Annotated in this window: 19 protein-coding genes; 13 read left to right on the forward strand and 6 right to left on the reverse strand. The window is 72.6% G+C overall.

Features of this window, described 5'->3' with window-relative positions; all coding sequences use genetic code 11:
- The first annotated feature begins 57 nt into the window (after positions 1-57).
- A complete protein-coding gene (locus J2S63_RS18035) occupies positions 58-597 on the forward strand; it encodes a hypothetical protein (protein ID WP_310305152.1) in 540 nt (179 codons plus the stop codon).
- 53 nt (positions 598-650) lie between these two features.
- Here the strand turns inward: J2S63_RS18035 and J2S63_RS18040 are convergent, their stop codons facing one another.
- The gene (locus J2S63_RS18040) at positions 651-869 is read right to left on the reverse strand and encodes a helix-turn-helix domain-containing protein (protein WP_310305155.1); all 219 of its coding nucleotides are present in this window, start codon (positions 867-869) and stop codon (positions 651-653) included.
- Between the two features lie 98 nt (positions 870-967).
- Between J2S63_RS18040 and J2S63_RS18045 the strand changes: the two genes are divergently transcribed.
- On the forward strand, positions 968-1663 hold the full coding sequence (locus tag J2S63_RS18045) for a CpaB family protein (protein ID WP_310305158.1): 696 nt from the start codon (positions 968-970) through the stop codon (positions 1661-1663).
- A complete protein-coding gene (locus tag J2S63_RS18050; protein WP_310305161.1) occupies positions 1660-2916 on the forward strand; it encodes a CpaE/TadZ family protein in 1257 nt (418 codons plus the stop codon). Before J2S63_RS18045 ends, J2S63_RS18050 begins: the two co-directional genes overlap by 4 nt.
- On the opposite strand, the gene J2S63_RS18055 is transcribed toward J2S63_RS18050, so the two are convergent.
- Positions 2906-4225 carry a hypothetical protein gene (locus J2S63_RS18055; protein WP_310305164.1) on the reverse strand — a complete coding sequence of 440 codons (1320 nt, stop codon included), beginning with the start codon at positions 4223-4225 and terminating at the stop codon, positions 2906-2908. The two genes, J2S63_RS18050 and J2S63_RS18055, sit on opposite strands and share 11 nt — an antisense overlap.
- An 88-nt stretch (positions 4226-4313) precedes the next feature.
- On the opposite strand from J2S63_RS18055, the gene J2S63_RS18060 reads away from it, so the two are divergent.
- The 4 genes from J2S63_RS18060 to J2S63_RS18075 all read left to right on the forward strand — a co-directional run bounded on the left by J2S63_RS18060 (position 4314) and on the right by J2S63_RS18075 (position 8095).
- Complete coding sequence (locus J2S63_RS18060) at positions 4314-5729, forward strand: WS/DGAT/MGAT family O-acyltransferase (RefSeq protein ID WP_310305166.1); 1416 nt, start codon at positions 4314-4316, stop codon at positions 5727-5729.
- Between the two features lie 20 nt (positions 5730-5749).
- Positions 5750-6199 (forward strand): DUF6912 family protein, encoded by a 450-nt coding sequence (locus J2S63_RS18065; protein ID WP_310305168.1) that lies wholly within the window; start codon positions 5750-5752, stop codon positions 6197-6199.
- Positions 6200-6261: 62 nt separating this feature from the next.
- Positions 6262-7890, forward strand: a complete 1629-nt coding sequence (gene pruA, locus J2S63_RS18070; RefSeq protein ID WP_310305170.1) for an L-glutamate gamma-semialdehyde dehydrogenase — start codon at positions 6262-6264, stop codon at positions 7888-7890.
- 4 nt (positions 7891-7894) lie between these two features.
- Positions 7895-8095 carry a hypothetical protein gene (locus J2S63_RS18075; protein WP_310305172.1) on the forward strand — a complete coding sequence of 67 codons (201 nt, stop codon included), beginning with the start codon at positions 7895-7897 and terminating at the stop codon, positions 8093-8095.
- Here the strand turns inward: J2S63_RS18075 and J2S63_RS18080 are convergent.
- Positions 8070-8555: a DUF2505 domain-containing protein gene (locus tag J2S63_RS18080; RefSeq protein WP_310305174.1), complete on the reverse strand. Its 486-nt coding sequence runs from the start codon at positions 8553-8555 to the stop codon at positions 8070-8072. The genes J2S63_RS18075 and J2S63_RS18080 overlap by 26 nt on opposite strands.
- A complete protein-coding gene (locus J2S63_RS18085; protein ID WP_310305178.1) occupies positions 8552-9046 on the reverse strand; it encodes a DUF2505 domain-containing protein in 495 nt (164 codons plus the stop codon). The genes J2S63_RS18080 and J2S63_RS18085 overlap by 4 nt, the downstream gene beginning before the upstream one ends.
- Positions 9047-9131: 85 nt before the next feature.
- On the opposite strand from J2S63_RS18085, the gene J2S63_RS18090 reads away from it, so the two are divergent.
- The 4 genes from J2S63_RS18090 (at position 9132) to J2S63_RS18105 (ending at position 16763) form a co-directional block, all read left to right on the forward strand.
- On the forward strand, positions 9132-14033 hold the full coding sequence (locus J2S63_RS18090) for an NAD-glutamate dehydrogenase (protein WP_310305181.1): 4902 nt from the start codon (positions 9132-9134) through the stop codon (positions 14031-14033).
- A gap of 42 nt (positions 14034-14075) precedes the next feature.
- Positions 14076-15497, forward strand: coding sequence for an amidase (locus J2S63_RS18095; protein ID WP_310305184.1), 1422 nt, complete (start codon positions 14076-14078; stop codon positions 15495-15497).
- The gene (locus J2S63_RS18100) at positions 15494-16387 is read left to right on the forward strand and encodes an SDR family NAD(P)-dependent oxidoreductase (protein ID WP_310305186.1); all 894 of its coding nucleotides are present in this window, start codon (positions 15494-15496) and stop codon (positions 16385-16387) included. Before J2S63_RS18095 ends, J2S63_RS18100 begins: the two co-directional genes overlap by 4 nt.
- An 88-nt stretch (positions 16388-16475) precedes the next feature.
- A complete protein-coding gene (locus J2S63_RS18105; RefSeq protein ID WP_310305188.1) occupies positions 16476-16763 on the forward strand; it encodes a hypothetical protein in 288 nt (95 codons plus the stop codon).
- 78 nt (positions 16764-16841) lie between these two features.
- On the opposite strand, the gene J2S63_RS18110 is transcribed toward J2S63_RS18105, so the two are convergent.
- Both J2S63_RS18110 and ku read right to left on the reverse strand, forming a co-directional pair.
- A complete protein-coding gene (locus tag J2S63_RS18110; protein ID WP_310305189.1) occupies positions 16842-18413 on the reverse strand; it encodes an HNH endonuclease signature motif containing protein in 1572 nt (523 codons plus the stop codon).
- A gap of 94 nt (positions 18414-18507) precedes the next feature.
- Positions 18508-19458, reverse strand: coding sequence for a non-homologous end joining protein Ku (ku, locus tag J2S63_RS18115; RefSeq protein WP_310305191.1), 951 nt, complete (start codon positions 19456-19458; stop codon positions 18508-18510).
- Between the two features lie 30 nt (positions 19459-19488).
- Here ku and ligD (J2S63_RS18120) point away from each other — a divergent pair, with 30 nt between their 5' ends.
- Positions 19489-20445, forward strand: a complete 957-nt coding sequence (gene ligD / locus J2S63_RS18120) for a non-homologous end-joining DNA ligase (protein ID WP_310305193.1) — start codon at positions 19489-19491, stop codon at positions 20443-20445.
- Positions 20438-21364 (forward strand): non-homologous end-joining DNA ligase, encoded by a 927-nt coding sequence (gene ligD / locus J2S63_RS18125; RefSeq protein ID WP_310305195.1) that lies wholly within the window; start codon positions 20438-20440, stop codon positions 21362-21364. Before ligD (J2S63_RS18120) ends, ligD (J2S63_RS18125) begins: the two co-directional genes overlap by 8 nt.
- The last annotated feature ends 25 nt before the right edge of the window (positions 21365-21389 follow it).

The raw sequence follows: 21389 nt of genomic DNA on the forward strand, positions 1-21389 counted from the left end.
TTGCAAGAGTTTGGCCTCGATCTTGTGGAGGACGCGGTGGGCTGGCACGGTGGACCGATGGGCTGGGAAGAGCGACTGCTGGGCGTGCTCGACGACCTCGAGCAGCAGGCCGAGGGGCTGGCGCTGGCGGCGCGCGACGTCGATGTGGCGGAGCTGGGCCGGGCGGAGTACGCCGAGGTCGACCTGGCGGCGCGTCTGCACGCCTCGGTCGGCCGGGTGGTCCAGCTGGACCTGCCGGGCTGGGGCCGGCGTGAGGTCGTCCTGGAGCGGGCGGGCCGGGGATGTGCCGTGGTCCGCGAGGCGCGTCCGGGCGCGCAGGCCGCGGTGCTCAACCTCGACCACCTGCGCGGCGCGTCGGGCCTGGACCCCGGCGCGCGGCCGGAGGAGCTGCGTCGCGTGACCGCCCGGCTCGGGCTCGCCTCGGCGCTGCGCCACCTCGCCGAGGAGGTCGAGCGGGTCACGGTCGTGCGCACCGACGGCGAGCGTCGCACCGGGGCGCTGGCGAGGCTGGGGGCCGACTTCGTCGAGGTGGTCGGCGAGGCCGGGCACGTCGAGGTGCTGCCGCTCGCGGTGGTCGTCGCGGTCTCGCCGGCCTGAGGGGCCAGGGTCGGCCAGGGACGGGCTCGCCGAGCCGGTCGCGTCAGGTCAGGTCAGGTCTTGGTCTGGCCCTTGATCTGGGCCTCGGTCTCGGCGTACATCCGCTGGATGAAGGCCTCGAGCTCGTCGCGCTCGATGCGCCACTGCCCCCGCCCGCCGATCTTGAGGGCCCGGATCTCGCCCCGCTGCACCAGCGCGCTGACCTGCGCGAGCGAGGTGTTGAGCACCTCGGCCACGTCGTTGAGCGTGAGGAACCGCGGACCGTCGGTCATGGGGCCATCGTGACACCTGGGACCACACGAGGACGGAATTTGCCCCGGCCTGTGGACAACTCTCGTTCGGGTGGTGCCGGAGGGGGTATCAAGTCCGCGTGACCTCGACAGCTCCTCCCCGGCAGGACGGCCGCACCGACGTGCCAGCCCCGCCGCCGGCAGTCCGGCTGGTGCGCCCCGGCTGGCGCGACCCGCGCCTCGTGGTGGGCCTCCTGCTGGTCTGCGCCTCGGTCCTGCTGGGCGCCCGCCTGCTCGCCTCGGGTGACGACACGACGCCGGTGTGGGCCACCGACGGCCCCGTCGCGGCAGGGGCCGGCCTCACCGCCTCCGACGTGCGTGTGGTGCGCGTGCGCTTCTCCTCCGAGGCCGACGCCGGCCGCTACCTCTCAGCAGATGCGCCCCTGGGCGCCGGCCTGGTCGCCACCCGCGACCTCGGCGAGGGCGAGCTCGTGCCCGCCGACGCCGTGCGCGCCGGGGGCGGGTCGCTGCGCCAGCTCCCGCTCACGCTCCCGTCCGGAGCCGTGCCGCCGGCCGTGCGGGTCGGCACCCGCGTCGACGTGTGGGCCGTCCCGCGTGAGGCAGGCGGCTCCGCGTCGGCCGGCGCACCGGGCGCGTCCGCGACGGCGAGCCGGCTGCTGCTGGAGGACGTCCCGGTGCTGGCCGTCGGCCGCGGGGGAGTCGGCGGCCCGGAGGCGCTGCAGCAGGTCGTGGTCGGGCTGCCGGCCTCGACCGACGTCGCGCCGGTGGTCGAGGCCCTCGGCAGGGGCACCGCCCTGCTCGTGGGGCGCCCGTGACGGGCGCGGACGGCGCCCGCCTCGGCGTGCTGCTCGCCGGTGACGGCGAGGACTGGGAGCGACCCGCCCTCGACACCCTCCAGGGCACACGCGACCTCGTGCTGCTGCGCCGCTGCCTCGACCTGACCGAGCTGCTCGCCACCGCCACCAGTGGCACCGCCCAGGTGGCGGTGGTCGGTCACCGCAGCCACGGGCTCGACCGCGACGCGGTCGACCGGCTGGCCTCCGCGGGGGTCAGGGTGGTCGTGGTCGTGGCGGACGCCGGCACCAGCGCGTCGTCGTACTCCCAGGAGTGCGAGCGCCTCGAGCGGCTGGGCGTCGCCTCGGTCCTGCCCGCCGCCGCGGTCGGCGCCGACCTCGCCCGGGTGGTGCGCGAGGCCGTCGTGCACGACGTGGCAGCCGCCGGCCCGGACCTCCCCGGCCCCGTGCCTCTTCCCGAGGGTGCCGAGGGGCGCCTCGTCGCGGTGTGGGGCGCCCACGGCGCCCCCGGCCGTACGACGGTCGCGGTCGGCCTGGGCGCGGTGCTGGCGGCGCAGGGCGTGCCGGTGGTGGTCGTCGACGCCGACCCGCACGGCGGCGCGGTGGGCCAGCACCTGGGGGTCCTCGACGAGGCGTCGGGACTGCTCGGCGCGGTGCGCCTGGCCAACGCCGGGTCGCTCGACCCGGCTCGTCTGGCCGCGAGTGCCCGCACGGTGGAGCCGGGGCTGGCGGTGCTCACCGGCCTGCCGCGGGCCGACCGCTGGCAGGAGGTCCGCCCCGGGCCCCTCGGCGACGTCCTCGACGTCACGCGTGCGCTGGCCGACCTCGTGCTGGTCGACGCGGGCGCCGGCCTCGAGCCACCGCCCGCTCCCGGGCTGCCGGTCCCGCGCACGCGCGAAGCGCTGGTCAGCGGCGTGCTGGAGGCGGTCGACGAGGTGCTGGTCGTGGCCTCGCCGGACCCCGTGGGCCTGACCCGGCTCGCCCGGTCCCTGGTGGACCTGCGCGCGGTGCGCCCCGGCGGGCCCTCGGTGGTCGTGGTCAACCGCATGCGGTCCGGGCTGGGCTGGCGCGAGCGCGACGTGACCGACATGGTCGCCCGGCTCTGCCCCGCGGCGTCGGTCGTGTTCGTGCCCGACGACCCGGCCACCGCCGACAAGGCGCTGGTCGGGGGACGCACCGTGGCGCAGGTCGACCCACGGGGGGCCACGCGCCTGGGCACCGGGCTGGCCCGGGTGGCGGCCGCCCTGACCGCGGGCGCCGCGCTCAGACGGTGAGCAGCAGGTAGAGCCCGCCGACGGTGAAGACCACCATCACCACCAGCAGCGGCAGCTGGCCGGTGAGCTGGTGGCGGCGGGGCAGGAGCTTCATCGCCTTGTCGTGCGCCGCCACGACGCCGAGCACGTGGCCACCGACGATCGAGACCACCTTGGTGTAGGCCAGCAGCGTCTGGTGCTGCGAGAGCCAGTAGCTCACCTGGAGGTCGGCGGTGCCCAGCAGGTCGGAGCCGTCGCCCATCGGGTCGCTGAGGTAGACCAGCGTCTGCTGGCCGTACTCCACCAGCAGCGTGAGGTAGTGGGCGATGACGTAGCCCACGATGATCGGGACCAGTGACGGGGCGAACCTCAGCGGCAGGTCGCCGCGGTAGCCGTCGCCGGCGGACGGTGCGGCGAGCGTGGCGAGCCCGAACAGCCCGGCGACCAGGAGCCAGAAGCCCATCAGCGCCAGGGTGTCGAGCAGGCTCTTGTCGACCCCGAGGTCGGTGGTGACCCGCAGCCAGGCGAGGGACTCCTTGAACGAGTCGAACGCCGTGCTGCCGAGCAGGATGCCGGTCAGGGCCAGGAGACCGGGCACGGGCCGCAGCCCGTCGAGGTTGGCCAGGGGGGAGCGGACGACCAGCACGCCGTCGGCGCGCCGCCCGAACACCGAGAGGTGGCCGACGAGCGTCGAGTAGGCCTCGAAGGGGTCGGCGGCCGCGATCCACCGCTGGCCGAAGACCGCGGCGCCCACGAGCACCACCGCGAAGTAGACCGCGAACCACAGCTGCACGGGCCCGAGGAAGCTCGAGCGCGGGTAGACCAGCTCGAGCCAGGTGAAGGCGAAGATGCCGAACGCGGCCGGCCACACGCCGACCCACGGCGGCAGGGTGGCCACGCCCTCGTCGGGGTCGCCGCCGGTCACCCGGGACAGCAGGAGGTGGACGGTCCGCAGCGGGTTGACCGCGCGGTAGAAGGGTCCGAACAGCAGCGACATCGGCACCAGCCCCACCCACAGCCACACGTAGACCACGCCGAGGGTGGGGTTGATCGCCGAGTCGGGGCCGAAGTGCGCCGCCCAGATGACGTAGCCGGTGAAGACGAAGCCGAGCAGCCGCAACGCCCAGGAGACCGGGCCTCCGTCGACGGCTCGGGCGAGCGCGGCCGGGAGGGGGCGGCCCGCGGTCTCACCGTCGAACCGCGGCCGCCGCCACGCCAGCACCAGCACGGCGAACGAGACGGCGAGGGCGGCAGCGCCGCCGGCCAGGGCGAACGGCAGCGAGATCGGGAGGTCCTGCGCGCCGCCGATGCCGTGCGTGAAGACCTTCACACTCACTCCTGGGTGGTCAGCGGTCGTCCGGGCGTCGATCAGTGAAACAATCCCACGTCAGGCGACGCCGAGCGGAGGAGGGCACGCGGTGGAGCGACTGCGCCCGGGGGACGTGGCCCTGCTCGACATCGAGTCGGGCGGCCCGCCCATGCACGTGGCGACCGTCGAGGTCTTCGAGCCAGGACCCGAGGGCTTCGACCACGCGAGGCTGCTCGCGCTGATCGGTGACCGGCTGGCCTTCGTGCCGCGCTACCGCCAGCGGCTCCTCCCGGTGCCGGGCGGTCTCGCCGCGCCGGTGTGGGTCGATGACGCCGACTTCGACCTGACCTACCACGTGCGCGAGTCCGCCGTGCCCCGACCGGGCACGATGGCCCAGCTCGAGGAGCTGGTCTCCCGCATCATCGCCCGCCCGCTCGACCGCAGCCGACCGCTGTGGGAGATGTACCTCATCGAGGGGCTCGAGGACGGGCGCGTGGCGATCCTGGCCAAGTCCCACCAGACGCTCGTCGACGGCGTCTCGACGATCGACCTGGGCCAGGTCATCCTCGACCACGACACCGTGGCGCGCGAGCGCATCCCCGACGACTGGGTGCCCCGCCGCGAGCCGTCCGCGCTGAGCATGCTGGCCGCCGCGGCCCAGACCCGCGCCGCCGCTCCCGACGTGACCGCGCCCGCCCGGGCCGTCGCCCGGGCCGCGCTGCGGCACAACCCGCTCGCCCTCGGCGTCCGGGCCGGGCGATCGGCGCCCGAGAGCCCGCTGCAGACCACGCTCTCGCAGCAGCGCCGCTTCCACACGGTGCGCACCGACCTCGACGACTACCGCCAGGTCCGCCGCTTCCACGGCGCCACGGTCAACGACGTCGTGCTCGCCACCGTCACCGGTGCGCTGCGGTTCTGGCTGATGACGCGTGCGGAGTCGGTGCACAGCAGCCGGCAGCTCCGCGCGATGGTCCCGATGTCCGTGCTCGACAACGACCTCGAGCCGACCTCGCTCGGCAGCCAGGTCACCGGCACCGTCCTCGCCCTGCCGATCGGCGAGTCCAGCCCGGTCGTGCGGCTCCACCAGGTCTCCTACGCCCTCAAGGCCCACAAGGACACCGGCAAGGCGGTCTCCGCGCTGCGGCTGATCGGGGTCGGCGGGTTCGCGCCCACCACGTTCCACGCCCTCGGTGCCCGGGTCGCGGCCGACTCCCGCGGTCGCGAGTTCAACCTGGTGGTCACCAACGTCCCCGGACCGCAGTTCCCGCTCTACGCCGCCGGGGCCCGGATGCTCGAGACCTATCCCGCCCAGCCGCTGCTGCCGGACCACGCGATGGCGATCGGCGTGACGTCGTACGACGGCGGGGTCTACTACGGCATCACCGCCGACCGCGACGCGATCCCCGACGTCGACGTCGTCGGGCAGTGCCTCAGCGAGGCGCTGGCCGAGCTGGTCGACACCACCTCCGAGACGCGCATGCGGGCACCGCGCGGTCGCACGGCGGACGGCCCCCTCGATGGCTGAGTCGACCGAGGAGTCCTGACGTGCGGGTCTACCTCCCCGCGGGTCCGGCCCTGCTGCGCGAGCTCCAGGAGACCGGCCGGCTCGCTGCCGACCCGGAGCGCACGGCCTACGCCGTGACACCCGAGGTGTGCGCCGAGCTCGGCGTGGGCGCCGACGACGAGGAGGCGGAGTACGCCGTCCTGGCGGTCGCCGCGGCCGACGCCGTCGCGCTCACCGGCGAGGTCGCCCGCCGGGTCGTGCTCGTGCTCGAGACGAACGCCACCGCCCGCGAGGGTGCCCTGGTCTCGGTGCCGCACGAGGTGCCGCTGAAGCGGGTCGAGGCGGTCCAGGCCGACGACGCCGACGCGGAGCCGCTGGTGCGCGCCGCGCGCGACGGCGACTCGTCCGCGACGGCGGCGCTGGAGGACCACGACCTCGGCTGGTTCGCCACCCAGGAGCTCGGCCAGGTCCTCGAGGTCCTTCGCGGCTAGGTTTCGGGGTTCGGTCCGCTCGCACCTCAGCCAGCGCGGAGGGTCGTGGCACGATCGGGGTCATGGACGCCGTGACGCACACCCCGCAGCCGGTGAACGAGCCCAACCTCACCTACGCCCCCGGCAGCCCCGAGCGCGAGGCGCTCCTCGCCGAGCTGGTCCGCCAGGAGGCCGAGCAGCCCGACCTGCCGGCCGTCATCGGCGGCGAGCACACGATGGGCGGAGGCCCCGAGCACCGCGTGGTGCAGCCCCACGACCACCAGCACGTGATCGGCGTGACCAAGGCGGCCAGCAAGGCCGACACGAGGGCGGCGATCGCCGCGGCGACCGAGGCGGCCCCGGCCTGGCGGGCGCTGTCGTTCGACGACCGCGCGGCGATCCTGCTCAAGGCCGCCGACCTGCTCGCCGGTCCGTGGCGGCAGCAGCTCAACGCCGCGACCATGCTCGGGCAGTCCAAGACCGCGTTCCAGGCCGAGATCGACGCGGCGTGCGAGCTGATCGACTTCTGGCGGTTCAACGTCCACTTCGCGCGGCAGGTCCTCGCCGAGCAGCCGATCGCCAACTCGCCGGGGGTGTGGAACCGCACCGACCACCGTCCGCTCGAGGGCTTCGTCTACGCGGTGACCCCGTTCAACTTCACCGCGATCGCCGGCAACCTGCCGACCGCGCCGGCCCTCATGGGCAACACCGTCATCTGGAAGCCGTCGCTGACCCAGCAGCGCGCCGCCAGCCTCACCATGGAGCTGCTCGAGGAGGCAGGGATGCCCCCGGGCGTGATCAACCTGCTGCCCGGGCCCGGACCCGAGGTCTCCGACGTCGCGCTGGCCCACCCCGACCTCGCGGGGCTGCACTTCACCGGCTCGACGCCGACCTTCCAGTCGCTGTGGCGCACGATCGGGGACAACCTGACCCGCTTCCGCTCCTACCCCCGCATCGTGGGGGAGACCGGGGGCAAGGACTTCGTCGTCGCGCACCCCTCGGCCGACCCCGACGTGCTGCGCACCGCGCTGATCCGCGGCGCCTTCGAGTACCAGGGCCAGAAGTGCTCCGCCGCGTCCAGGGCGTACGTCGCGCGGTCGGTCTGGGAGCGCATCAAGGACCAGCTGGTGGAGGAGACCGAGGCGATCGCCGTGGGTGACGTCACCGACCTGTCCAGCTTCATGGGCGCGGTGATCGACGACCGGGCGTTCGACAAGCACCGCCGGGCGATCAACCGGGCGAAGCGCTCCTCCAAGCTCGAGGTGCTGGCCGGCGGCAAGGTCGACGACAGCGTGGGGTGGTTCGTCCGCCCGACGATCGTGGAGTCCTCGACCCCCGACGACGAGATGTTCCGCACCGAGTACTTCGGGCCGATCCTCGCGGTCTCGGTCTTCGACGACGACCGCTTCGAGGACGCCGTCGACCAGATGGAGTCGTTCGCGCCCTACGCCCTCACCGGGTCGGTGGTCGCGCAGGACCGCCGGGCCGTGGCGTGGGCGAGCGAGCGCCTGCGGTTCGCCGCGGGCAACTTCTACGTCAACGACAAGCCGACGGGCGCGGTCGTGGGGCAGCAGCCGTTCGGCGGTGGTCGGGCCTCGGGCACCAACGACAAGGCGGGCGCGGCCAGCAACCTGCTGCGGTGGACCTCCCCGCGCAGCATCAAGGAGACGCTGGTCCCGCCGACCGACTACCGCTACCCGTCCATGGGCTGAGCCGGTGAGCCCCGTCTGGCTGGTGGCCCAGCACCTCGGGAGCCTGCACGGCTACGAGAAGCTGCTCGTGCTCCTCGTGGCCTTCGGGCCGTTCGTGGTGCTGTGGTTCGCCGTGCGCTACGCCAACCGGCGCAACGCCGCCGAGGACGCCCAGGACACGCAGGACGCGCGGGACGACCTCAGCGGTCGCCCGCCAACCACCTGAGGCCGGTCTCGCGCTCGCGGCGCAGGCCGCTGCCGAGGATCTTGCCGATCAGCCCCTCGAGCTTGCCGCCGACCAGCGGGATGTTGACCTTGACCTCGGCGTCGAACAGCTCGGTGCTGGTGCCGTCACCGTTGTCGACCAGCGTGATGCGGCCGCGCAGGTGGCCGGGCTTGCCCGGGATGGAGATGTCCAGCCTCGCGGCGTCGGCGGAGGTCCACTCCTCGTGCTGCACGGTCTCCACCGAGTCGCCGATCACCTTGCGCGCGGCACCGGGGGCGTCGCTGGTGTCCTGGCGCTGCCGGACCTCGACGGTCGAGGGCGGCTCGGAGGAGGAGACGCTCACGCTGTGGCTCAAGGCGTCCTGGGAGGCGCACACCGCCTCGCGGAAGGCCGGGTCGAGCAGCATCGCGAGGACCTCGGAGGCCGGGGCGGGGTAGTCGTGGACGCGCTCGAACTTCACGCGCGCTCTCCCTTGTCACCACGGAGCCACGCGACGCCGGCGGCCGCCTCCTTCTCGCGGCCCTGGACGAACAGGTCGCCCATCACCTTCTCGAGCTTGCCGCCGATGAGGGGGACCGAGACCTTGCACTCGCCCTCGAACTGCTGGGTGGTGCGGCCCCCGATCTCGCTGAGGCGGTAGCCGCCGGTGACCCGGGTCGGCTTGCCCGGGGTCGTGATCTCCAGGTGCGAGCTGGCCTGGCTGTCCCAGGTCTCCACCACGACGGCCTGCGTGGTCTCCCCGGCGAACTTCGTCGCGAACGACGGCACGCCCTGGACGGGCTGCACCTGGTCCATGCGCACCTGGGTGACCTCGTCCTGCTGGGTGACGTCGACCTTCACCTCGATCACCCCCGAGGCCTTGGCGGCGTGCTCCCGGAAGGCGGGATCGGTGAGCATGGCGAACACCTCGGCCAGCGGGGCGTCGTACGTCGTCGTGTGGCTGAGCTTCATGGCTCGCATCCTGCCGCATCCGCGACGCGGCACGTCGCAGATGGGGTGGTTGGCAGCGGATCGGAGGCGCAATAGTGTCGAAGACGTGCCCACCACCAAGTCCGCAGACCCCAAGGACGAGCTGATCGTGAAGGCCGCCGCGACGGCCAGTGGCAAGAAGGGGACGGGCACGCCGCCCAGAGCGGCCCTGGAGGCGCTGCTGAGGCAGTACTGGCGCCACGTCGCCTTCGAGGACCTCGGCGAGCGCGCCGACACCGACGTGCTGGGGGCGGCCCTGAGCCACTACCGCCTGGCGGAGAGGCGGCTTCCCGGCGTCGCCAACGTGCGCGCGTTCACCCCGACCGTGGCGGAGCACGGCTGGTCGGCGGGCGGGCACACGGTCGTCGAGGTGGTCACCGACGACATGTCGTTCCTGGTCGACTCGGTGACGATGGAGCTCAACGACGAAGGGCGGGGGGTGCACCTGGTCGTCCACCCGCAGCTCATCGTGCGCCGCACGCTCACCGGCGAGCTGGTCGAGGTGATCGAGGACGAGTCGACCCAGGTCGAGTCCGAGCACGACGTGCTGCGCGAGTCGTGGATGCACGTCGAGATCGACCGCGACGCCAGCCAGGCCGAGCTGGACCGCACTGTCTCGCGCCTGCAGAAGGTGCTCAGCGACGTGCGCGAGTCCGTCGAGGACTGGGAGAAGATGCGCCAGCAGGTGCTCGACGTGATCGACGACCTGCGGGCGCAGCCGCCCGCCTCGCTCCCGCAGTACGAGGTCGAGCAGGGCATCGACCTGCTCAGCTGGCTGGCCGACGACCACTTCACGTTCCTCGGCTACCGCGAGTACCTCCTCGGCGAGGAGGCCGGCGAGGAGGTGCTGCGCGCGGTCACCGGGACCGGGCTCGGCATCCTGCGTGCCGACCAGACGATGTCGACGTCCTTCGGCAAGATGCCGCCCCTGGTGCGGGAGAAGGCGCGCGAGCTCAAGCTCCTGGTGCTGGCCAAGGCCAACTCCAAGTCGACGGTCCACCGGCCCGCCTACCTCGACTACGTCGGGGTCAAGACCTTCGACGAGTCGGGCGCGGTCGTGGGGGAGCGGCGCTTCCTCGGCCTCTACTCCTCCACGGCCTACACCGAGTCCCTCACGCGCATCCCGCTGCTGCGGGAGAAGGCCTACGCCGTCATCGAGTCCGCCGGAGTCGAGCGCGCCAGCCACACCGGCAAGGCGCTCATGGACGTGCTGGAGAACTACCCGCGCGACGAGCTCTTCCAGACCCCGCTCGAGGACCTCCAGCCGATCGCGATGGCGGTGCTGCAGACGCGGGAGCGGCGGCAGGTGCGTCTCTTCGTCCGCTACGACGCCTATCGCCGGTTCCTGTCCTGCCTGGTCTACCTGCCGCGGGACCGCTACAACACCGGCGTCCGCGAGCGGATCTCGGCGATCCTGCTCAAGGAGCTGGGCGGGGAGACCATCGAGTACACCGCTCGCGTCTCGGAGTCGATGCTCGCGCGGCTGCACTTCGTGGTGCGGCCGCCCCGGGGCCAGACGGTGGAGGGCGAGGTCGCCGTCCCCGAGCTGGAGCAGAAGCTCGCCGAGGCCGCCCGCTCGTGGGAGGACGACTTCGTCGCCGCCGTCCGCGAGGAGTACGGCGAGTCCAAGGGCTCGGCGCTCGCCCGGAAGTACGCCGACTCGTTCCCCGAGGCCTACAAGGAGGACTACAAGGCCCGCACGGGCGCGGTCGACATCGGTCAGCTCGAGGCGATCGAGGGCGACGAGGGCATCGGGCTGTCGTTCTACCGGCCGGTGGACTGCGGCGCCAACGAGGCCCGGCTGAAGATCTACCGCATCGGCGGCCCGCTGTCGCTGAGCGAGGTGCTGCCGATCCTGTCGTCGATGGGTGTCGAGGTCGTCGACGAGTGGCCCTACGAGCTGGAGGGCCTCGACCGCGAGACCCACCTCTACGACTTCGGCCTGCGGCACCACCGCCCCGTGTCGTGGGAGGCGCGCGAGCTGGTGCAGGACGCGATCGCCGCGGTCTGGTACGCCCGCAACGAGGCCGACGGGTTCAACGCGCTCGTCCTCGACGCCGAGCTCGACTGGCGCCAGGCGACCGTGCTCCGCGCCTACGCGAAGTACATGCGCCAGGGCGGCACACCGTTCGCGCAGGACTACATCGAGGGCGCGCTGCTCAACAACGCGCCGATCACGCGCATGCTGGTGCAGCTGTTCGAGGCGCGGTTCGACCCCGGCTTCACCGGGGACCGCGGCGAGCGGTGCACCGAGCTCGAGGGGCGGATCGAGCGCGCGCTCGAGGACGTCGCCAGCCTGGACCAGGACCGCATCCTGCGCTCCTACCTCACGGTCGTCAACGCCACGCTGCGGACGAACTTCTACCAGTCCGGGGGCGAGGACGGCACGGGCGGTCCCAAGCCCTACATCTCCTTCAAGCTCGAGCCGAGCGCGATCCCCGAGCTGCCCGAGCCGCGACCGCGGTTCGAGATCTTCGTCTACTCGCCGCGGGTCGAGGGCGTCCACCTGCGGTTCGGTCCCGTGGCGCGTGGCGGTCTGCGCTGGAGCGACCGTCGCGACGACTTCCGCACCGAGGTGCTGGGGCTGGTCAAGGCACAGATGGTGAAGAACTCGGTGATCGTGCCCGTCGGCTCCAAGGGCGGGTTCTTCCCCAAGCAGCTGCCCGACCCGGCCAAGGACCGCGAGGCCTGGCTGGCGGAGGGCAAGGCCTGCTACCGCATGTTCATCTCGGGCCTGCTCGACCTCACCGACAACCTCGTGGACGGCGAGGCGGTGCCGCCGCGCGACGTCGTACGCCACGACGGGGACGACACCTACCTGGTCGTCGCGGCCGACAAGGGCACCGCGACGTTCTCGGACATCGCCAACGAGATCTCCCAGTCCTACGGCTACTGGCTGGGCGACGCCTTCGCCTCGGGCGGCTCGGTCGGCTACGACCACAAGGCGATGGGCATCACCGCGCGCGGCGCGTGGGAGTCGGTCAAGCGCCACTTCCGCGAGGAGGGGGTGGACTGCCAGCACGAGGACTTCACCTGCGTCGGCATCGGTGACATGTCCGGTGACGTCTTCGGCAACGGGATGCTGCTCTCGGAGCACACGCGCCTGGTCGCGGCCTTCGACCACCGCGACATCTTCCTGGACCCCTCACCCGACGCCGCGACGTCCTTCGCCGAGCGCAAGCGGCTCTTCGACCTGCCGCGGTCGAGCTGGCAGGACTACGACCACACCCTGATCTCCGCGGGGGGCGGCGTCTACTCCCGCAGCAGCAAGTCGATCCCCGTGGGCGAGGAGGTCCGCCGGTCCCTCGGCATCGCGGGCGACCGGTCCACGATGACGCCGCAGGAGCTGATGCGCGCGATCCTGCTCGCCGACGTGGACCTGCTGTGGAACGGCGGCATCGGCACCTACGTCAAGGCCTCGACCGAGAGCCACGCCGACGTTGGGGACAAGGCCAACGACGCGATCCGGGTCAACGGCTCGCAGCTGCGCTGCCGGTGCGTGGGCGAGGGCGGCAACCTCGGGCTCACCCAGCTCGGGCGCATCGAGTACGCCCGCGAGGGCCGTGGCGGCGAGGGCGGCCGGATCAACACCGACTTCATCGACAACTCCGCCGGGGTGGACACGTCCGACCACGAGGTCAACATCAAGATCCTGCTCGACCGCGTGGTGCGCGACGGCGACCTGACCCAGAAGCAGCGCAACGACCTGCTCGCCTCGATGACCGACGAGGTCGGGGCGCTGGTCCTGGTCGACAACTACGAGCAGAACGTCGCGATGTCCGGGGCCGACATGCAGGCCGCGCCGCTGGCGCACGTGCACGAGGACTGGATGCAGCGGCTCGAGCGCGAGGGCCACCTCGACCGGGCCCTGGAGTTCCTCCCCACCACCGAGGAGCTCCAGGCGCGCATCGAGCAGGGCGAGGGGCTGTCCTCGCCCGAGCTCGCGGTCCTGCTGTCCTACACCAAGATCGTGCTGGCCCAGGAGCTCGTCGAGACCGACCTGCCGGACGACCCGTTCCTCGAGGTCGACCTGCTGGAGTACTTCCCGGAGAAGATGCGGACGACGTACGCCGACCAGATCCGCCAGCACCCGCTGCGCCGCGAGATCGTCACCACCGCCACGGTCAACGCGCTGATCAACGGCGCCGGGATCACCTTCTACCACCGGCTCTCGGAGGAGACCGGCTCCTCGGCCGAGGAGATCGTCCGGGCCAACTTCGTGGCGCGCGAGATCTACGGCTCGCGGCCCTTCGTGGACACGGTGTTCTCCTACGACAACCGCATCGCCACGCGCACGCAGATGATGATGCGGCTGCAGATGCGCACCCTGGTCGAGCGCGCGACGCGGTGGCTGCTCAACAACCGCCGGCCGCCGCTGGACAGCCAGGCCACGGTCGACTGGTTCCGGCCGATGGTCGCCGACCTGCTCGAGCAGATGCCCGACATCGTGGTCGGTGAGCAGCGCGACCTCTTCGACAAGTGGCGCACCGGGTTGGAGGAGCAGGGCGTCCCTGCCGACCTCGCGCGCCGCGCGGCGATCCTGCCGCTGTGCTACTCGCTGCTGTCGGTGGTCGAGACCGCCCGGCGCGACGACCTCGACCCGCTGCTGGTGGCCAGGACCCACCTGCTGGTGGGCGAGAAGCTGAGCCTGCCGATCCTGATCCAGCGCATCCTCGACCTGCCCCGCACCGACCGCTGGCAGACGATGGCGCGCGCGGCGCTGCGCGACGACCTCTACTCCGTGCACGCGGCCCTCACCTCGCAGGTGATCGACCGCACCGGCGGGGCCGACGACGGGGACTCCTCCGAGGAGGCTGTGGCGCGGCGGATCGCCACGTGGGAGGACGGCGACGGCGTGCTGGTCGAGCGGGCCGTGCAGACGCTCCGCGAGATCTGCACCGACGACCGGGCGGACCTGGCGCGGATGTCGGTGGGCCTGCGGGTCGTGCGCACCCTGCTGTCGTCCTGACCAGCCGCTGGCCGGGATGGTCGCGACCACTACCGTGACGCCATGACTGACGAGCTCCTCTGGTCCGGCGTCTCCGGGCAGGCCACCGCGGTGGCCGCGGGCGAGGTCAGCGCCGCGGCGCTGCTCGAGGCGACGCTGGCCCGCATCGAGCAGGTGGACCCGACGCTCCACGCGTTCACGGTGGTGGCCGCCGACGCGGCGCGGGCCGAGGCCGCCGCCCGCGATGCCGCGCAGGCCGCGGGGGAGCCGCTCGGCCCGCTGCACGGCGTGCCCGTCGCGATCAAGGACGAGAACGACGTCGCCGGCCTGGTGACCAGCTTCGGCGGCCACGGCAACAGCGAGCCGGTCGCCGAGGACGGCGAGGCGACGCGCCTGCTGCGTGAGGCCGGAGCGGTGGTGGTGGGCAAGACCAACCTGCCCGAGTTCGGGCAGTTCCCGTTCACCGAGTCCGAGCGCTTCGGCAACACCCTCAACCCGTGGGACACCTCCCGGACTCCCGGGGGCTCTTCCGGGGGCACCGCGGCCGCGGTCGCCTCGGGCATGGTCGCGGCCGCGATCGGTGGGGACGGGGGCGGCTCGATCCGCATTCCCTCGGCCTGCTGCGGCCTCTTCGGCCTCAAGCCCACCCGCGGCAGGGTCTCGGCGTCCCCGTGGCCGGACCTGTGGGGGAGCCTCGGAGTGATCGGCCCGCTCACCCGGTCCGTGCTCGACAGCGCCCTGGTGTACGACGTCCTGCGCGACCGCGTGACCCCGACCGACCGCTGGCGGGCCCCGGACAGCACCTCGTTCGTCGACGCCGCCCGGTCCGGCGGCGACGGGTCCGCCCCCCGGCTGCGGATCGGCTGGACCCCCAGGTCGACGGTGCCGGGGGTGAAGCCGAGCGCCGAGCAGGCGCAGGCCCTGCGTGAGACGGTGACGCTGCTGGGCGACCTCGGGCACGAGGTGGTCGAGGTCGCCCCTCGCTACCCCGACGTGACCGCCGCCTTCCTCCCCCAGCTCTTCGGTGCGGTGCGCGAGGAGACCCGGCGCGTGCAGCACCCCGACCGGCTGGAGAAGCGCACCCGCGAGATGGCGCGGCTGGGCGTGTGGGCGACGCCGCGGGTGGTCGCGGCCGCCGAACGGCGCGGGGAGCGCATCGCCGAGATCGTGGACGCGCGGGTCTTCGGGCTCGTCGACGTGCTGCTCACCCCGACGATCCCCGGCCTGCCGCCTCCGGTGGGCGCGGTCGAGGGCCGCTCGGCCGTCCCGTCCCTGCTCGCGAGCACCCCGATGGTCGGCTACTGCGCGATCTGGAACGTCACGGGCCACCCGGCCGCGGCGGTCCCCGCCGGGCTCAGCCCCGACGACCTGCCCACCTCGGTCCAGCTGGTCGCACGGCGCGGGGCCGAGACCACGCTGCTCGCGCTGGCCGCCGAGATCGAGAAGGCGCGCCCCTGGGCGGGCCGACGGCCGGTGGTGTCATGAGGGGCGTGCCGGCCGTCCTGCTCGCTGGACCCGTCTCGCGCGCCCGACGGCTGGTCTCGCTGCTCACGGGGGCCGACCTGCCGTCGCCCCTGCAGGGGCGACGGGTGATGGTGACCGGGGCGTCGTCGGGCATCGGGGAGGCGACCGCGCTGGCCTGCGCCGCCCGCGGTGCCGAGGTGCTCCTGGTGGCGCGGCGGGCCGACGAGCTGCGACGCGTCGCTGTCGACATCACCGCCGCCGGCGGAGTGGCGCACTGCTACCCGTGCGACCTGTCCTCCGGGGAGGCGGTCGACGACCTGGTCAAGGTCGTGCTCGCCGAGCACGGTGGGGTCGACTACCTGGTCAACAACGCGGGCCGCTCGATCCGCCGGTCGATCGCGTCGTCATACGAGCGCATGCACGACTACGAGCGCACGATGGAGATCAACTACTTCGGGCCCGTCCGGCTGACGATGGGGCTGCTGCCGGCGATGGTCGACCAGGGGTTCGGCCACGTCGTCAACGTGCTGAGCTGGGGCGTGCTGGTCAAGGCGCCGAAGTTCTCGGCCTACCTCGCCTCCAAGTCCGCGCTCGACGTGTTCAGCCGGATCGCCGCACGTGAGTACCTCGGCGACAACATCACCTTCACCAACGTGCGGATGTCGCTGGTGCGGACCGACATGATCGGCCCGACCGGGCTCTACGCCAAGGCGCCGGCTCTCACTGCGGAGCAGGCGGCCGCCAAGGTCGTGCGCGCGCTCGAGGACCGCCCCGTGACGGTCGACCCGTTGCCGGCCCGCGCGATCGACGCGCTCAACCTGCTGACGCCGCGGGTCGCCGACCTGGTGTTCCACGCCGTCCACCAGCGGTTCCGCGAGTCCTCGCAGGCGCGCCGGCACCTGAGGGACTGACCCCGGGGGCGGGGCCGCCGTGCCTGCGGTGGACAGGTGCCCCGAGGACTAGCGGCGAGCGCGCACCCGGTGCGCGACCGCGCACAGCGTGACCACGCCCGCTACGAGGGCTCCGCGGGCCAGTGCCCCGCTCGCTCGGCGGCCCCGGACCGTTCGGGTCGCCTGGCTCGACAGCACCGCCCAGTTGCTCTGGTGTGAGATCGCGGAGCCGTTGCTCTGGTGCGACATCAGCGAGAGCGACGACATCGACGACAGGATCGACGCCGCCGAGGCGAACGACCCCACGCTGGCGAAGGAGGCGAACGACCCGACGCTCATCACCGACAGCACCGAGTCCTGGGAGCAGACCGACAGCAGCGATCTCTCGGACCGGTAGGACCACATGACCGCGACCTCAGGTCACCGGACCCGCATCCGCGCGCCGCTCGCCCGCGCACGTCCGTGCGCTGCGTCGTCAGTCGAGGGGGTAGGTGCCGGTGGCGGTGACGAGGTAGGCGTGGCCGAGGGGTGAGTCCCAGCGGTAGGCGGCGGGTGGTCCGCCGCGGTCGTCGGCGCTGATCACGGGTGCTGCGGTTGTCCAGTCGTCATCGGGCCAGTGGTGTTCGGGCCAGCCGATGTCGAGGTCCCAGGGGTCGGTGATGCGTCGGTAGGTCCAGTGTCCGTGGGTCTTGGCTCGGTGGTGGTGTCGGCAGAGCTTGGCGAGGTTGTGGTTGGACGTCTGCCCGGGTGGTCCGCCGTCGTCGGGGTCGAGGAACGGGTCGGTGTGGTCGAGGTCGTAGCGGCCTCGGTTGGTGCAGTAGGGGAACACGCAGCCGTGGTCGCGTTCGTCGACCAGGGCGCGGAGGTGGTCGGGGGCTTCGTAGGCGTCGACGGCGTGGTGGTGGTTGAGGTCGATCACGGGGGTGACCTGCACGCGTGTGCCGGGGGCGAGGTCGGCGAGCCACTGCTCGACCGCGGCCCGCGAGATCGGGGACGCGGCGTGGGGCAGGCCGCTGGCCTGGATCCTTGCGACGTCGGTGGAGGTGTGCAGGTGCAGGTGGATGGGGCGCTCGACCCCCAGCGGGCTGCGGACCCGGGGGGCCCGGGGGGCCCGGTTCGGCCGGCGGCGCGGCACCGGGTCACCGTCTCCGGTCTCCCCGGTCTCCCCGGTCTCCCCGGTCTCGGCGTTGATGACGGCGTCGGCGGAGTGGGACAGGTCGATGGCGTGCTGCGGGTCGGCGAGGATCCCGATGGCCTTGGACATGCGGACCAGCTCGGGGGAGTCGTCGCCGAGGATGCCCAGCTCGGTGGCCGTGGTCTTGAGTGCGTCACGGAAGTCCAGGCCGTCGGGGACCGAGGTGAGGCCCTCGAACCGCATGGTGCCGTCGGGTCGGCTGTCCTGCAGGACGAGGTCGTCGGCCCCGTGCTCGTAGTCGAACCACACCCCCCGCTTGTCACTCGCGGCCTCGGCCTCGGCCGCGGCAGGGTCGGGGTCGAAGCGCAGGACCGCGGCGTCGATGGCGTTCTTGATCCGGGTCACCGACAGGCTGGTGGTGAACGGGGCGAGGTTGCGGTCGACCCAGTCCGCCGCCTCCTCCGGCAGGGTCCGGGTCTGCTGGGCCACGGTGCGGGCCTTCCAGGCGGGGAGCTTGCCGGCGTGGACCCGGGCCCAGCAGCGGGGCAGACGCTCACGGAGCTCCAGGGCGTCCTGGGTCAACGACCGGGCAGCGCCGTGGCTGGTGCGCAGGGTCGTGGCGAGCTCGGTCACGCAGTACTCGTCGACCGCGACCCCCGACATGAGGATCGGCATGTTCGCTGGGTCCACCGAGACCGGCGCCGGTAGGAGAGAGTCGCCGTCGAGGGCGACCGTGTCGGCGCGGTGCAGGTCGGCCCACTCGGTGACCAGGGACAGCGTGCGGGCCTCGGCCGCCTCGATCGTGCGCTGCTCGGCACGGACCCCGGACAACAGCACCTCACGACGCCACCCACGGCCCTGGGAGGTCAGGTCCTCAGGGGCGGGGGCGGTGAACCCGGCGGTCGCTGTCATGACCTCATCCCACCACCGAGCTCCGACACTTTCTCTCCGGTGCACAGGCGACTCCCGGGCTCTCGACCACCTCGCGGTCGCGCCCGGCGTACGGTCAGCTGGCCTTCTTGGCCGCAGTCTTCTTGGAGGTCGTCTTCTTGGCGGCGGGCTTCTTGGTGGCCGACTTCTTCTTCGTGTCGGACTTCTTCTTGGGCGGTGAGGACTTCTTGGCCGGCTTCTCCGCGTCGTCGGAGGAGGACGAGGACGAGGACGACGACGAGCTCTCGCCACGTCCCGTCTTGGCGGCCTCGACCGAGCGCTGGAGGGCGGCCAGGAGGTCGACGACCTCGCCGGACGAGGCCTCCTCCGGCTTGGTGCGGGTGACCTCCCCGCCCTGGCGCTTGGCCTCGACGAGCTTCTCGACGGCCTCGGCGTAGTCGTCCTCGAAGTCCGCCGGGTCGAAGTCGCCGGCCAGGGTCTCCAGGAGCATCTGGGCCATCTTGAGCTCCTGCTTCCTGGGCTCCCCGGCCTCCTCGAGGACGGGGAAGTCCGCGGCGCGGATCTCGTCGGGCCACATCAGGGTCTGCATCACCAGGACGTCGTCCCGGACGCGGAGGAGGGCCGGCGAGGTGCGCGTGCGGAGCGACACGGTCACGACGGCGACGCGGTCGCTCTCGCGGAGGGCGTCGCGGAGGAGGGCGTAGGGCCGGACGCCGGACTTCTCCGGCTCGAGGTAATAGGACTTCTCCAGCATCAGCGGGTCGATCTGGTCGCTGGGCACGAACTTCTCGACCGAGATCTCCTTGCTGCTGCTCAGTGGGAGCTCGGCCAGGTCGTCGTCGGTGAGGATGACCATCTCACCGTCGTCGGTCTCGTAGCCCTTGGCGATGTCGGCGTAGGCGACCTCCTCGCCGTCGAGCGAGCAGACGCGTTGGTACTTGATCCGCCCGCCGTCCTTGGCGTGCACCTGGCGGAAGGAGACGTCGTGGCTCTCCGTGGCGGAGTAGAGCTTCACCGGCACCGTGACCAGGCCGAACGAGACGGCGCCCTTCCAGATGGCTCGCATGCTTGCACGCTACCCGTCAGGATGGTCCGCATGCGCCCGATGCTGGCCACTCGTGGCACCTACGTCCCCGCCGGGTCGGAGTGGTTGCACGAGGTCAAGTGGGACGGCATGCGCGTGATCGCCACCGTGCGCGACGGCCGGCTGACCCTGCACTCGCGCAACGAGAACGACGTGACCGTCTCCTTCCCCGACCTCCAGGGGCTGGCCGGACGGGCGACCTTCGGCGGCAAGGACGTGGTCCTCGACGGCGAGGTCGTGGCGTTCCTGGACGGGCTGCCGGTCTTCGGCGCCCTCGCCGAACGCATGCACGTCGCCCACGCGAGGAGGGCCGAGCAGCTGGCGGCCACCAACCCCGTCACGCTCCTGCTGTTCGACCTGATGCACCTGGACGGGCTCGACCTGACCCCCCTCCCGCTCGAGCAGCGCCGCCAGGTGCTCGCCGACCTGGTCGAGGAGGGGCCGCGCTGGCGCGTCCCTCCGGCGTACGACGACGGGCAGGTCCTGCTGGACGCCACCAGGGCGCAGGGCCTCGAGGGCATCGTGAGCAAGCGGCGCGGGTCGGCGTACCGCCCGGGGGTGCGCAGCCCCGACTGGCTGAAGTTCCCGCACCGCCCGACGGGGTCCTACGTCGTCGGCGCGTGGCGCACGGAGACCGCGTCGCGACGGCTGGGCTCGGTGCTGGTGGGGGAGCCGACCGAGGAGGGGCTGGTCTACCGTGGGCGCGTCGGCAGCGGGCTCGCCGGGACGGCGGGGGAGGCGTTGAGGGAGAGGCTGGCCGGCACCGAGGTGGAGGACAGCCCGTTCGGCACCGAGGTGCCGCGCGAGGACCGCGTGGGCGCGCGGTGGGTGCGTCCCGAGGTGGTGCTCGAGGTGGCCAGCCTGGGGCTGACGCCGCAGAAGCGGCTGCGCCAGCCGTCCTACCTCGGCGTGCGCACGGACCTGCGTCCCGAGGACCTGCTGCTGCTCGAGGAGACGCTGGATGGCTGAGGCCACGCAGGAGGAGGTCCGGGTCGACGTCGACGGGCGGACGCTCAAGCTGAGCAACCTGTCCAAGGTGCTCTACCCCGACACCGGGACGACCAAGGGCGAGGTGCTGCACTACTACGCCCAGGTCGCACCGACCCTGCTGCCCCACCTGGCCGGGCGCGGGGTCACCCGCATCCGCTGGCCGCACGGCACCGGCGACCAGTCGTTCTTCGAGAAGAACCTGCCCTCGGGCGCACCGGACTGGCTGCCCCGGGTCACCGTCACGTCGTCCGGCTCGCGAGGTGGCGGGGACCGGATCAGCTACCCGTTCGTCGACTCGCTGGCCGGCCTGACCTACCTCGCCAACCTGGCGTCGCTGGAGCTGCACGTGCACCAGTGGCGCTTCGGCAAGGACGGCCCGGTCAACCCTGACCGCATGGTCATCGACCTCGACCCGGGGCACCCGGCCTCGCTGCACGAGTGCGCGCAGGTGGCCCTGCTGGTGCGCGACAAGCTCTCCTCCCTGGGCCTGCCCTGCGTGCCGGTCACCTCGGGCAGCAAGGGCCTGCACCTCTACGCACCCATGCCCGGCGACCTCACCTCCGACCAGGTCCGCGATGCGGCTCGCCAGATCGCCGAGGGGCTGGAGAAGTCGCACAGGTCGCTGGTCACCTCGGTCATGACGAAGACCAAGCGGCCGGGCAAGGTGTTCCTCGACTGGTCGCAGAACACCGCCGCCAAGACGACGATCAGCCCCTACTCGATGCGCGGCGCCCTCACGCCGTACGCCGCGGCGCCGCGGACCTGGGACGAGGTCGAGGAGGGTGCCGAGGAGGTCGGCGCACTCGAGCAGCTGACCTACGACGTGGTGCTCCGACGCCTCGCCGAGGACGGCGACCTGTTCGCGGACCTGCTGCCCACGTGGGACGTCCCGGGGTGACGCAGCAGACACGTCGAAAGACTGT

It is taken from the genome of Nocardioides marmoribigeumensis, assembly GCF_031458325.1.
In the GTDB taxonomy this organism is placed as follows: domain Bacteria; phylum Actinomycetota; class Actinomycetes; order Propionibacteriales; family Nocardioidaceae; genus Marmoricola_A; species Marmoricola_A marmoribigeumensis.

Bases quoted from the DNA above. Each gene is read 5' to 3' on its own strand.
- J2S63_RS18110 (WP_310305189.1), bottom strand. From the start codon at position 18,413: ATGACAGCGACCGCCGGGTTCACCGCCCCCGCCCCTGAGGACCTGACC.
- J2S63_RS18085 (WP_310305178.1), bottom strand. From the start codon at position 9,046: ATGAAGCTCAGCCACACGACGACGTACGACGCCCCGCTGGCCGAGGTG.
- ligD (WP_310305195.1), top strand. From the start codon at position 20,438: ATGGCTGAGGCCACGCAGGAGGAGGTCCGGGTCGACGTCGACGGGCGG.
- pruA (WP_310305170.1), top strand. From the start codon at position 6,262: ATGGACGCCGTGACGCACACCCCGCAGCCGGTGAACGAGCCCAACCTC.
- ku (WP_310305191.1), bottom strand. From the start codon at position 19,458: ATGCGAGCCATCTGGAAGGGCGCCGTCTCGTTCGGCCTGGTCACGGTG.
- J2S63_RS18100 (WP_310305186.1), top strand. From the start codon at position 15,494: ATGAGGGGCGTGCCGGCCGTCCTGCTCGCTGGACCCGTCTCGCGCGCC.
- ligD (WP_310305193.1), top strand. From the start codon at position 19,489: ATGCGCCCGATGCTGGCCACTCGTGGCACCTACGTCCCCGCCGGGTCG.
- J2S63_RS18040 (WP_310305155.1), bottom strand. From the start codon at position 869: ATGACCGACGGTCCGCGGTTCCTCACGCTCAACGACGTGGCCGAGGTG.
- J2S63_RS18095 (WP_310305184.1), top strand. From the start codon at position 14,076: ATGACTGACGAGCTCCTCTGGTCCGGCGTCTCCGGGCAGGCCACCGCG.
- J2S63_RS18035 (WP_310305152.1), top strand. From the start codon at position 58: ATGGGCTGGGAAGAGCGACTGCTGGGCGTGCTCGACGACCTCGAGCAG.